The sequence below is a fragment of the Thalassospiraceae bacterium LMO-JJ14 genome, assembly GCA_021555105.2.
Lineage (GTDB): Bacteria > Pseudomonadota > Alphaproteobacteria > Rhodospirillales > Casp-alpha2 > UBA4479.
In genome coordinates, this window is sequence record CP134604.1 from 3,712,415 (window position 1) to 3,725,364 (window position 12,950).

The window sequence follows — 12,950 nt, forward strand, 5'->3', positions numbered from 1 at the left end:
GTCGCTCCTTCGGAAACGATTAAGCGGCTTCGGCAGCCATCTTTTTGGCTTTTTCGACGGCTTCTTCGATGGTGCCGACCATGTAGAAAGCCGATTCCGGCAGATGGTCGTAATCCCCTTCGACGATACCCTTAAAGCCTTTGATGGTGTCTTCGAGCGATACCAGAACACCCGGCGTACCGGTGAACACTTCGGCAACGTGGAACGGCTGCGACATGAAGCGCTGAATCTTGCGCGCCCGTGCAACGGTCAGTTTGTCGTCTTCCGAAAGTTCATCCATACCCAGAATGGCGATGATGTCCTGCAGGTTCTTGTAGGACTGCAGCGTTTGCTGAACCCTGGTCGCAACACCATAGTGCTCGTCACCGATGACCCGCGGGTCAAGGATACGCGAGTTACTATCCAAGGGATCAACCGCCGGATAGATGCCAAGCTCGGCAATCTGACGGCTAAGAACCGTGGTCGCATCAAGGTGCGCAAAGGACGTCGCCGGGGCCGGATCGGTCAAATCATCGGCCGGCACGTAAATGGCCTGCACGGACGTGATCGAACCCTTGTTGGTCGACGTGATCCGTTCCTGCATGTTCCCCATGTCGGTCGCCAGCGTAGGCTGATAACCCACAGCCGACGGGATGCGGCCGAGAAGCGCCGAAACCTCGGAACCAGCCTGGGTAAAGCGGAAGATGTTATCGACGAAGAACAGCACGTCCTGGCCTTCTTCATCGCGGAAATATTCGGCCTGGGTAAGACCGGTCAGCGCGACACGGGCACGGGCACCGGGCGGTTCGTTCATCTGACCGTAAACCAGCGCGGCCTTGGAGCCGTCACCTTCGAGGTCGATAACGCCGGATTCGATCATTTCGTGATAAAGGTCGTTCCCTTCGCGGGTACGTTCGCCAACGCCGGCAAACACGGAGTAACCACCGTGGCCTTTGGCGACGTTGTTGATCAATTCCATGATCAGAACCGTCTTGCCGACACCGGCACCACCGAACAGGCCGATCTTACCGCCCTTAGCGTAAGGTGCGATCAGGTCGACGACCTTGATGCCCGTGGTCAGAATTTCGGTTTCCGTCGACTGGTCGACAAACGCCGGGGCTTGAGCGTGGATCGGAGCCCGCTTTTTCGTTTTGACTTCACCGCGTTCGTCGATCGGCTCGCCGATGACGTTGATGATACGGCCGAGGCATTCCGGTCCGACCGGTACCGAGATCGCTTCACCGGTGTCGGTCGCTTCAAGGCCGCGCTGCAGACCTTCGGTCGAGTCCATTGCAATGGTACGAACCATGCTCTCACCAAGGTGCTGAGCCACTTCCAGAACCAGCAGCTTATCCTGGTTCTGGACGTGAAGCGCGTTCAGGATCGCCGGCAGTTCGCCTTCGAACTGCACGTCCACAACCGCGCCCATGACTTGGGTAATTTTACCGACGTTGTTTGCCATCGTTTAGCTCCGTTGCCTTACGGCCTCTGGGTTATCAGAGCGCTTCCGCGCCCGAGATGATTTCAATAAGTTCCTTGGTAATCACAGCCTGACGGGTCCGGTTATAGGTCATCGTCAGGTTATCGATCATATCGCCCGCATTTCGCGTTGCATTGTCCATAGCGGTCATTCGTGCGCCGTGTTCGGATGCCGAGCTCTCAAGAAGCGCCTGGAAGATCTGCGTCGCAATATTCCGCGGCAGCAGGTCTGCGAGGATTTCCTCTTCTTCAGGCTCGAAGATATAGACGGCACGTGCGCCACCAGCCTGCTTTTCTTCCTCACCCTCGTCGCCATTGTCTTCCATGGCGAACGGGATCAGTTGCTGCGGCGTAACGATCTGACTGATCGCCGACTTGAATTTGTTGAAGATGACGGTGCAGACGTCGAATTCATCCGCGTCGAACAGCTCCGTGATTTTTTCGGCAACTTCAACAGCTTCGTCGAATTCAACACCGCGACGGCCGATATCGGTGAAGCTCGCGATGATCTTATCGTCGAACTCACGACGCAGAAGGTCGCGGCTCTTGCGGCCGATTGTGATGATCTTGAATTCAGTACCGTTCCGAGCACATTCGCGCAGACGCCGACGCGTTTCACGGACGATTGTACCGTTGAAACCGCCGCACAGCCCGCGGTCGGATGCGCAAACCACATAGAGCTGACGGTTGCCACCGGTGCCCGCCAGTAATTTCGGCGCGCCTTCGGTATCACCGACGCTTTTTGCGATGGAAGTAAGAATGCGATGCATGCGCTCGGCATAGGGACGCGCCTGTTCGGCACCTTCCTGGGCACGGCGCAGCTTGGCAGCCGCAACCATCTTCATCGCGCTCGTGATCTTCTGCGTCTTCTTAACGCTCGAGATCCGGCCTTTCAGGTCCTTCAGATTAGCCATGTGGCGTCTACCCGGTCCTTATTCGTCAGCTTACGAGAAGTTCTTCGTGAACTCGTCGAGCATCTTGCTCAGTTTGTCCTTGGTATCATCGGAAAGCGCGCCTTCTTCACGGATCGCTTTCAGGATATCCTTACCCTTGTCACGGATTTCGTCGAGCCAGCGCTGTTCGAAATCGGTCACCTGGTTCAGATTGATACCATCGAGATAGCCTTCCACACCGGCGAAGATCGCAACAACCTGCTCTTCAACCGGCAGCGGCTGGTACTGGCGCTGCTTGAGAAGTTCGGTCAGACGCGAGCCACGCGCCAGAAGCTTCTGCGTCGATGCATCCAGATCGGAGGCGAACTGCGCGAAGGCTTCCATTTCACGGTACTGTGCCAGTTCAAGCTTGATCGAGCCGGCAACCTGCTTCATCGCCTTGATCTGTGCTGCAGAACCAACACGTGACACCGACAGACCGACGTTCACCGCCGGGCGGATGCCTTTGAAGAACAAGTCCGTTTCCAGGAAGATCTGACCATCGGTAATCGAGATAACGTTGGTCGGAATGTATGCCGACACGTCACCGGCCTGGGTTTCAATCACAGGCAGCGCCGTCAGAGAACCGGCACCGGCCGCATCGCCCATCTTAGCCGCGCGCTCGAGAAGGCGCGAGTGAAGATAGAAGACGTCGCCCGGATAAGCTTCACGACCCGGCGGACGGCGAAGCAAAAGCGACATCTGACGATAGGCAACCGCCTGTTTCGACAGATCGTCATAGAAGATAACCGCGTGCATGCCGTTGTCGCGGAAGTACTCACCCATGGCGCAACCGGCATACGGCGCCAGGAACTGCAACGGGGCCGGATCGGATGCTGTCGCGGCAACGACAACCGAGTATTCGAGAGCACCGAAGTCGGACAGCGTCTTGACCAGCTGAGCAACGGTCGAGCGCTTCTGACCAACGGCCACATAGATGCAGAAAAGTTTCTTGGAATCATCATCCGTCGCGTCGTTGATCGACTTTTGGTTCAGAATGGTGTCGATAATGACGGCGGTTTTACCGGTCTGGCGGTCCCCGATGATCAACTCGCGCTGACCACGACCGACCGGGATCAGCGAATCGATGGCTTTGAGGCCCGTCTGCATCGGTTCGTGCACCGACTTACGCGGGATGATGCCCGGCGCCTTGACTTCGACCAGTGCGCGCTCGGTGGAGTCGATTTCACCCTTGCCGTCGATCGGGTTGCCGAGTGCGTCGACAACACGGCCCAACAGGCCTTTGCCAACCGGCACGTCGACGATGTCGCCGGTCCGTTTGACGGTATCGCCTTCCTTGATCGTACGGTCATCGCCGAAAATAACGATACCGACGTTGTCGGTTTCGAGGTTCAGGGCCATCCCCTTGATGCCGCCAGGGAACTCGACGAGCTCGCCGGCCTGCACTTTGTCGAGACCATAAACGCGGGCGATGCCATCACCGACGGTCAGAACCTGACCGACTTCGGCGACTTCGGCTTCGTTCCCGAAGTCCTTGATCTGCTTCTTGAGGATATTGGAAATCTCTGCGGCTTTGATTTGCATCAGCCAATCCCTTTCATGGCGAGGCGCATTTTCTGCAGTTTGGTTTTTAATGAATTATCGACCATTCGCGATCCGACCCGGACAACAAGACCGCCAAGCAGTGTCTCGTCGACACGTTGATCAACCTGTACTTTGGAGCCGATCGCTTTCTTAAGCGCGTCTTCGATGCCGGTAAGCTGAGCTTCGGTCAAAGCCTTGGCGGAAACCACCTCGGCATTCACTTCACCCCGGCTTTCGGCCAGCAATGTCTGATACGCCTTGATCATGCCGGCAAGCGCGAACAAACGGCGGTTTTCCGCCACCACGCCGACAAAATTCTTCGTTAATGTCGAGAAGCCGGCCTGTTCGCATATCGCGTCCATGGCCTGGATCTGATTGTCACGAGAAATAACCGGCGATTTGATAAGACGGGCAAGATCGTCACTATCGTCGATCATCGCACGCAATTGCTGAAGATCATTAGCGACTTCATCGAGTTGCTTGTCGTATTCGGCCAACTCAAAGAGCGCCGTCGCATACCGACCTGACAACCCGGTCGCGCCCGAACTATCCGATGCCACCTGGGAAATCCCTCTCGTTAGGCCTTGTTTGGCCTGTTGTTTAGTGCTTCTGACGCGCCGTAGACCCGGCGTACGCCAATCCCACGACAATCCCCGGTTCCGCAAGGCAACCCTGCGAAAGCGGGGAACAGGTATCATACTGATTAAGGCTGCGCAACCCGGCTAAATACGGTTTTTTGCAGTGCAAAACCACTATTGTTTTCAATTGCTTATTATCTAAATTCCACAGCCGGTCCGGAAAAAATGCCGGGGGGACTAAAAAACCCGGAAATGCCCCTAGAAGAATGATACCGGATCGACGTCAATCTGGACACGTACTTTCCTTGCAATAGGCGCCCTATGCACCCAGTCACGGACCAAAGCCTGCGGATTGGCCCCTTTGGGCGCAGACAGCAAAAGGCGCCGCCGATGACGTCCGCGCAACAAGGCCAGAGGTGCCGGCGCGGGGCCCAGAACCCGAACCCCCTCTCCCCGTGGTGCGGCTCTGGCGAGATTCGCCGCCGACTGATCGACATCGGCTTCGTCGCGGCCGGAAACGATAAGCGCCACCAACCGGCCAAACGGCGGCATGTGCGCCGCTTCACGCGCGGCACTTTCGGCATCGATGAAGGCATCTCGATCGCCACAGGCCATCGCTTTCATGACCGCATGGTCCGGCATATAGGTCTGCAGAAACACCCGGCCTGGCCGTTCGCCGCGCCCGGCCCGCCCGGCAACCTGATAAAGCAGTTGAAAGGTTTTTTCAGCAGCCCGGAACTCGCCGCCGGAAAGACCAAGATCGGCATCGACAACGCCGACCAGCGTCAGCCCCGGAAAGTGATATCCTTTGGCAACGATCTGTGTGCCGATCACCAGATCTATATCCTTCTCTTCTATCAGGCGCACCAGTTCAGCCGCCTGTTTGGGTCCGTGCACCATATCGCTGGCGGCGATCACGGTCCGCACCTCGGGAAACAACAGTTGAATTTCTTCGGCTAGTCTCTCGACGCCCGGCCCGCAAGGCACCAGCGATTCCTTGTCCTCGCAGTTGGGGCAGGTTTCCGGGGGCTTGGTCTGGAATCCGCAATGATGACATTGCAACCGGCCGACCAGGCGGTGCTCGACCAGCCATGCCGTGCACCGCGGGCATTGCAGCCGATGCCCGCAGGTCCGGCACAGCGTCAGAGGTGCATAGCCGCGCCGGTTCAAAAACAGCATCGCCTGATCGCCTGCCTCGAAAGTCTCCGCCAGCGCCTCGGCCAGCATCGGCGACAACCAGCGGCCGCGTGCCGGGCCGTCCTTGCGCATATCGATCACCGAAACGCCGGCGAGTTCGGCGCCGCCATGCCGGGCGGGCAGGGTCACTTCCGAATACCGTCCGCGCTTGACGTTGGTGACGCTTTCGAGCGACGGCGTCGCCGATACCAGCACAATCGGAATATTTTCCAACTGCGCACGGACCACGGCCATGTCACGGGCATGATAGACGACGCCCTCTTCCTGCTTGAACGATGCGTCATGTTCCTCGTCGACGACGATCAGACCCAGTTCATGAAATGGCAGAAACAGTGCCGAGCGTGCGCCAACGACAACGCGGATATGCCCCTCGGCAACGGCGCGCCAGGTATCGCGGCGTTTCGCCATGGTCAGTTCCGAATGCCACATCGCAGGCGCGGTGCCGAAGCGGGCCTCGAAACGGGCCAGCCACTGCGCCCCCAATGCGATTTCGGGCAGCATCACAAGGACCTGCCTGCCCTGCGTCAGCGCCTTGGCCACGGCTTCGAAATAGACTTCCGTCTTGCCCGACCCCGGGACACCGTCGATCAGTGTGACGCCAAACCCGTCGCCGACGCCATCGCAGAGTGTCTGCGCCGCCGACGTCTGCTTTTCGCTGAGATCAACCCCCCGGCGCGCGGGTTGCGGGGTCGGCCAGTCACTGTCCGGGCTGACCTTGAGGGTCGCCAGTACACCCGCATCAGCAAGCCCCTTGATGACGGAAGCGCCGCAGCCCGCTTCGCGCGCAATATCGCCGACGGCGAGCGGCGGGCTTTCTTTCAGAAACGCGATCACCCGCTCGCGCGCCTTGGTCGTGCGGTATTCAGGTACGTGTGCCGCCAGGGCATACACCGTCGCGGGCTTTGGCGGGTCAAATGCATCGGGGACGCTTAAGGCCATTCTGAGCACCGCGCCTTGCGGATAGAGTGTGTATCTGGAAACCCAATCGACGAGTTGAACCAATGCCGGCGGCAACGGGGCCACATCGCGCCTGGCGATGACTTCACGTAGCTTGGCCGGATCGACATCACCGGTCCCCGCCCCCCAAATGACGCCGGTCGCCCGTCTTGATGCCAGTGGCACGTCAACGATGTCCCCGACCCGATAGACTTCGTCTTTGCTCACCAGATAGTCATATGGTCCGGCCAAAGGCAGTGGCAGCAGGACTGCAACCCTGGCCCCGCCTGCGAATTCAGCCGGCTCAATAATGCCGTCATTAACTTCTATGAAACGTTCATCGTGCATTCCTTATGTATTAAGGCGAAAGCAGCTATAATGAAACGATTCGCGTGTTAACGGCTTTCACTGGGAGAAGGCTATGAGTGTAAAGATCACCGACGTCCTGGATTCTGACGAAAGCGGCGTTGCGGCAATAAGCCCCGACGATGTCGCTTTATATCTGATGCACAATCCGACTTTCTTTATTGAGCATCCGGATGTTCTGGATTGCGTCGAACTGCCGGACAGGTTTGTCGCCGGTGGCGTGGTCGATTTTCAGCGCTATCAACTGCAGCGCCGCGAAAGCGAAATCGACGAACTCAGGACATGCGCACAGGATGTGATCGAAACCAGCCGATCCAACATGTCGATCCAGACACGAACCCATGCCTCCATCCTGGCCCTGCTTCACGCAAGCACCCTGGATCAGCTTTACCGCATTGTTTCCGACGACTTGCCCATACTGCTCGACGTCGATGTCGCCGCCGTCGGCTTCGAGCCATCTACACACGCCAATGTAACGGTTCTCAGTGAACATCTACGCACTCTGCCGCCGGGCACGGTCGACGCCATCGTTGGCGCCGATCAGGACGTCCAGTTGTATCGCGAGTTCTGGGACGACGGCGTCGTCTTCGGCAACGCAGCCGGCCTTGTGAAATCAGCCGCCATTGCACGGATCAAGCCGTCCGTCGCCATGCCGAACGGACTAATCGCGCTGGGCGCACGCGACAACACATTTGCCCCCGGTCAGGGGACCGAACTGTTTTCCTTCCTGGCGCGCATCATTGAAGCATCTGTGATGCGGCTTTCCGGCGATAAACCTTGATCGGACTGCCGGTCCAACCCGCCGTAGCGACGGTGCTTGAGGACTGGGTTTCGTGGCTGCGTCATGAACGCCGGCTGTCCGAACGCACGGTCGAAAGCTACAGCCACGACATCACGATTTTCATGCGATTCCTTGATCGTCATTTCGGCTATGCCCCCGGCATCGACGATCTGCGGGAAATGGGCCGCAGCGAGCTTTGGGCTTTTCAGGCCGAACGCCAGGCGGACGGGTTGACCCCGGTTTCCATGGCACGCGCCTTAAGCGCAATGAAAAGCCTGTTTTCGTTTCTCGACAAACGCGGCATCTGCACGAATACAGCCATCACCAATGCCGAGGCGCCAAGATTGCCGAAATCGGTACCGAAACCGATGAGCGTCGAAGATGCTTTTGAAACCCTGGACGCCGCCGAGGATATTGCCCGCGAACCATGGTACGGTAAACGTGACCGCGCCTTGTTCGCGCTGCTTTACGGGTGCGGACTACGGATCGGCGAGGCGATCTCGCTGAACCGGCGCGACGTCGCCGGACTGGAACGGATCGTCATCACCGGCAAGGGCAATAAACAGCGCGTTGTCCCGATGCTGAAAAGTGTCTCGCGCGAGATCGAAGCTTATCTTGCCATCTGCCCCCATGATGTCGGCGAGGACGGACCGTTGTTCGTCGGCGCACGCGGCAAACGGTTAAACCCGGCATTGGCGCAACGCACAATGCGCGGGGTGCGGGCTCTTCTTGGCCTGACGGAAACAGCGACACCGCATGCGCTCAGGCATAGCTTTGCAACGCACTTGCTGTCGGGCGGCGGCGACTTGCGCACCATTCAGGAACTGCTGGGGCATGCTTCGCTGTCGACAACGCAGCGCTATACGGAAGTCGACGGTGAGCGGCTATTGGAAGTGCACGCAGCGGCCCACCCCAGGGCGCGTCGCCGGACCTAGGACGCGAAGCGGAGCGCCGAGCGGTATAAAACAAGCCCGCTGCAGGCCAGACCGATCACCACCAGGATCGCCAGATCGTAACCGCCGGCTTCCCAAAGCAGGGACCCGGCGACCGGCGCCATCGCCCAGGACAGCAGATATGGCACCGCCATGGCCCCGCTGATCGCACCGAAGTTCCGAGATCCGAGAATTTCCCTGGTGATCACCGGGCGCATGATGCTGGTCACCCCATGGCCGCTGCCTTGCAGGATCACGAAGGCAACAACCAGCGCCGGAAAAGCCTGCGAGAAATAAAGCGCGGTGCCGGCACAGGCGACACCGACGAAGCACGCCGTTGTAATGCCGTGGCTTGAGACACGCCGTTCCGCCGCCATCATGGCGAGCCGGCCCGCAACCTGCATCGGCCCGATCATGGACGCCGTGATCACGGCGGCGTCCGCGGAAAGCCCGCGATCGGTCAGGATCGGCAGAATGTGATTGATGATTACCCCGTGGTTCCCGCCCAGAATGGCAAAACCGATAGCCAGCAGCCAGAATGCCGGTTTCCTGAGGACGTTACGGATGCTGAAAACGGGTTTCTCGACCCCGTCGTCATTTGCCGTCAGTACGGCATGTTCTTTTTGATATTCATTTTCCAGGAAGCGCGCCGCCGTCCAAACCAAAGGCACACCCACAAAGACCACAAGTCCCGCCAATGTCCATGCTGCGGCGTGCCAGCCGAAAGCATCGGCAATCGAATTGCTGAGCGGAAAGGACAGTGTGCCGGCAAGCCCGGCGACCAACGTGACGAGGGTAATATCACGGCGCGCCCTGTCACCCCTGGTTCGGGTAATCAACGAGAAGCAGGTCTCGTAAAGGCAACCGCCCAGACACGCCCCGACGCCGAGCCATATCAATCCGAAGACCCAGACCGAATTGGTGAACGGCAACAACGCAACCAGCATCGCGGCTGTCAGCGCAGCAAATGTCAGAACATGCGGGCCGCGTCCTTGATCGACAAGCCGTCCGGCAATCGGTGCGAACACGGCGGCCATCAGGATAGCGCCGGTAAAAGCTGCCGTGATCGACGTCTTCGGCCAGGCTTCGGCCGCTTCCCACTGCACCAGCAGCGCCGCAAAGATATAATATAAACCGGCCCAATAGATGGTTTCGCCGATCGCCAGGAAAATGATGGCGCGCCGCGCGGTCATCGCGATCTCCGTTCAGGGATTAGACGACGAGAAACTGATATCCGACACCCGCCAACGTACCGCCGCACAGTGCCAAGGCAATATAGAGGACAAAAACCGGACGTTTGACCAGCGCAAACACGGCGATGGCCGCAGGGATGCTGGTGATACCGCCCGACACGAGAAATGCCATCCCGGCACCCGGGCTGACGCCCATACCGAGCAATCCGTCAACCAGCGGCAGTGCGGCATAGCCGTTCAGGTACGCCGGAATGCCGACCAGAACCGCACTTGGAATAGCCCAGACACTTCCCGTACCGAGCACGCTTGCAATGGATTCGCCCGGAACATATGCCAGCATAAGGCTTTCAATAAAGAATGCGATGGTCAGCCATTTACCGAGAAACAGGCTTGTCGCGAGGCTTTCTTTGCCGAACGTTTTTGACCGGGCCGGTTCCGACCAGAACTTCCACACCACTTCCTTAGGCGAGCGCACGCTGGACGCACCACAACCGCCGTTACCAACACCGTCGCGTAACGGATTCGCCAGCCAACCGTTGCTTTGCAGACCCCAGGTCACATACCCGCCGATCAGGCCGATACCGACCGCAGCCGCCGTTTTGGCAATCGCGAAGGGTGTCCCCAGTGTCGCGGCGGTCAGAACGAACATCGACGGATCCATGACCGGCGATGCGAGCCAGAATGCCATCACGGCCGGCAACGGCACGCCCATCGACAGCAGCGCCGCGATCAGCGGGATAACACCGCACGAACAGAACGGCGACAGACCGCCAAAGAGTGCGGCAAAAACAATCATCACCCCGAGGTTTCCGGAAAAGACGTGCGCGATCAACCCATCCGCACCGCTCGCCTTGGCATAGGCCGCAAGCCCGATAGCGAGCGCCAGGAACGGGGCGATCTCAATCAGGGCCGACATCACGAACTTAAGCGTCGCGGGCACCTGTGCCGTATCCAAAAACGTGAGGGCGACGAACGCCAAACCGGCGACCGTCCACGCCATGTTGTTCTTGATCGCCGTCCGCGCACGCTCGAACGGTGACGCATCGGCTTTCGCCTTGGCGGGACCGCAGCACGATGCGGCGGGTTTGTTTTCTTCGATGTTGATTGCGCTGCTCTCGTTCATGCTGCGTCGTCCTTAGCCAAAGCGCCGCCAAGACCCTGGCAACAGTTATCCGTCAGAAAATCAACCAGTTCCCGCATCTGCCCGTAATCGGCCTTCGTCGTCAGAACACGGCCATCACGTTGCTGCTGCACCAACCCGGCGCGGGTCAGGGTTTGGATGTGGTGCGTCAGGGTCGAACCCGGCACACCGAGCGTCTCCTGCAACGCACCCACCGGCGCGCCCGCATCACCGGCACGCACCAAGGCGCGAAAGATCGCAAGGCGCGTTTCGTGCCCAAGGGCGGCAAAACAGTCAGCGGCGGTTGTTTCTTTCATGTCTGTCTTGTAGCACCAGCCAAACGCAAAAACAACTATATTTCTAGAATTATCGAAATATAATTTACATAAACAGGACTCACCCCCGTTACGGGTCGGACTCCAAGGATATAGGCAAATACGTACGGATTCCGGCATTCGCCGGCTTGACCTGTCCCGTCCTAAATATGAATAGACCGGCCGTCGACACCCATGGCCGCTTCCTTGACGGCTTCGGGCAGGCCCGGGTGACCGTGGCAAATCCGCGCGATGTCCTCGGCGGAACCGCCGAATTCCATGACGTTGACCACTTCCTGAATAAGGTCGCCGCCCTGCGGGCCGATGATGTGGCAGCCGAGCACACGGTCGGTCTTCGCATCGGCAAGGATCTTCACAAAGCCGTCCGCATCGCCGTTGCTGCGTGCGCGGGAGTTGGCTGAGAACGGAAACTTGCCGGATTTGTAGTCGACACCGTCATTTTTAAGCTGCTCTTCGGTCTTGCCGACGGCGGCCACTTCCGGATGCGTATAGACGATCCCTGGAATCGAGCCGTAATCGATATGCCCGGTCTGGCCTGACATGATCTCGGCGCAGACAACCCCTTCGTCCTCGGCCTTGTGCGCCAGCATGGCACCGCCGATGACATCGCCGATGGCGTAGATGCCTGGAACATTGGTCTGGAAATCCTCGTCGACCTTGACGAAACCGCGGTCGGTCATTTCGACGCCGACCTTGTCGAGACCGAGGCCTTCGACATATGGGCGGCGGCCGATAGCAACCAGCACGATATCCGCTTTCAGCGTTTCCTTTTTACCGCCTTCTGCCGGTTCCATGGTCAAGGTCACACCCGTCTTGTCTTTTTTGGCGCCGGTGACTTTGGTCTTGAACTTGAATTTGAGGCCCTGCTTTTCGAGGATGCGTTTCATCTGCTTGGACACTTCGCCGTCCATGCCCGGCAGCGCGACATCGAGGAACTCAACAACGGTCACTTCGGCACCGAGACGGCGCCAGACGGACCCAAGCTCGAGACCGATTACACCCGCGCCGATGACAACCATCGACTTCGGCACTTTTGGAAGCTCCAGCGCACCGGTCGAAGACACGATCTGCTTTTCGTCGATGTCCACGCCCTTGAGCGGCGTCGTTTCCGACCCGGTCGCGACGATGATGTTCTTCGTCGCCAGGGTCTGTTTCTTGGCGCCCTTGCCGGACGGTGTGACCGTCACTTCTCCGGCCTTGGTGATGACACCCGCGCCGACGATATAATCGATCTTGTTCTTCTTCATCAGGAACTCGATGCCGCCGGTCAGGTCGTCGACGACCTTGTCCTTGCGTGCCAGCATGGTTTTCAGATCGAGCGAGACCTGCGCCTTGATGCCGTGCGCGGCGAATTCGTGGCCCGCCATTTCGTAGTGATGCGAGGACTGCAACAGCGCCTTTGAAGGGATGCAGCCGACATTGAGGCACGTGCCGCCGAGCTTGCCGCGTTTCTCAACAACGGCCGTTTTCAAGCCGAGCTGCGCGGCGCGGATCGCCGCCACATAACCACCCGGCCCGCCACCGACGATCACTACGTCATAGGTATCGCTCATTTAACTACCCTCCAATTGGGTCTT

General features: G+C 58.9%; 11 protein-coding genes. 2 read left to right on the forward strand and 9 right to left on the reverse strand.

The annotated features are described in order from the left end of the window. Positions 1-19: 19 nt before the first annotated feature. The 5 genes from atpD to L2D14_17585 form a co-directional block, all read right to left on the reverse strand. A complete protein-coding gene (gene atpD, locus L2D14_17565) occupies positions 20-1,441 on the reverse strand; it encodes a F0F1 ATP synthase subunit beta (protein ID WNJ99658.1) in 1,422 nt (473 codons plus the stop codon). A gap of 34 nt (positions 1,442-1,475) precedes the next feature. Then, positions 1,476-2,372 (reverse strand): F0F1 ATP synthase subunit gamma, encoded by an 897-nt coding sequence (locus L2D14_17570; GenBank protein ID WNJ99659.1) that lies wholly within the window; start codon positions 2,370-2,372, stop codon positions 1,476-1,478. Between the two features lie 30 nt (positions 2,373-2,402). Next, positions 2,403-3,935, reverse strand: a complete 1,533-nt coding sequence (gene atpA / locus L2D14_17575) for a F0F1 ATP synthase subunit alpha (GenBank protein ID WNJ99660.1) — start codon at positions 3,933-3,935, stop codon at positions 2,403-2,405. Next, the gene (locus tag L2D14_17580) at positions 3,935-4,495 is read right to left on the reverse strand and encodes a F0F1 ATP synthase subunit delta (GenBank protein WNJ99661.1); all 561 of its coding nucleotides are present in this window, start codon (positions 4,493-4,495) and stop codon (positions 3,935-3,937) included. The genes atpA and L2D14_17580 overlap by 1 nt, the downstream gene beginning before the upstream one ends. Before the next feature lie 276 nt (positions 4,496-4,771). Next, positions 4,772-6,994, reverse strand: coding sequence for a primosomal protein N' (locus tag L2D14_17585; protein ID WNJ99662.1), 2,223 nt, complete (start codon positions 6,992-6,994; stop codon positions 4,772-4,774). Positions 6,995-7,067: 73 nt separating this feature from the next. On the opposite strand from L2D14_17585, the gene L2D14_17590 reads away from it, so the two are divergent. Further along, positions 7,068-7,793 carry a DUF484 family protein gene (locus tag L2D14_17590; GenBank protein WNJ99663.1) on the forward strand — a complete coding sequence of 242 codons (726 nt, stop codon included), beginning with the start codon at positions 7,068-7,070 and terminating at the stop codon, positions 7,791-7,793. Continuing rightward, positions 7,790-8,728 (forward strand): tyrosine recombinase XerC, encoded by a 939-nt coding sequence (locus L2D14_17595; protein WNJ99664.1) that lies wholly within the window; start codon positions 7,790-7,792, stop codon positions 8,726-8,728. The genes L2D14_17590 and L2D14_17595 overlap by 4 nt, the downstream gene beginning before the upstream one ends. Here the strand turns inward: L2D14_17595 and L2D14_17600 are convergent. The 4 genes from L2D14_17600 to lpdA form a co-directional block, all read right to left on the reverse strand. Beyond that, complete coding sequence (locus L2D14_17600; protein WNJ99665.1) at positions 8,725-9,918, reverse strand: MFS transporter; 1,194 nt, start codon at positions 9,916-9,918, stop codon at positions 8,725-8,727. The two genes, L2D14_17595 and L2D14_17600, sit on opposite strands and share 4 nt — an antisense overlap. A gap of 19 nt (positions 9,919-9,937) precedes the next feature. Further along, positions 9,938-11,041 carry a permease gene (locus L2D14_17605; protein WNJ99666.1) on the reverse strand — a complete coding sequence of 368 codons (1,104 nt, stop codon included), beginning with the start codon at positions 11,039-11,041 and terminating at the stop codon, positions 9,938-9,940. Beyond that, on the reverse strand, positions 11,038-11,355 hold the full coding sequence (locus tag L2D14_17610) for a metalloregulator ArsR/SmtB family transcription factor (GenBank protein ID WNJ99667.1): 318 nt from the start codon (positions 11,353-11,355) through the stop codon (positions 11,038-11,040). Before L2D14_17610 ends, L2D14_17605 begins: the two co-directional genes overlap by 4 nt. A 161-nt stretch (positions 11,356-11,516) precedes the next feature. After that, positions 11,517-12,926: a dihydrolipoyl dehydrogenase gene (gene lpdA, locus L2D14_17615; protein WNJ99668.1), complete on the reverse strand. Its 1,410-nt coding sequence runs from the start codon at positions 12,924-12,926 to the stop codon at positions 11,517-11,519. Positions 12,927-12,950 lie beyond the last annotated feature (24 nt).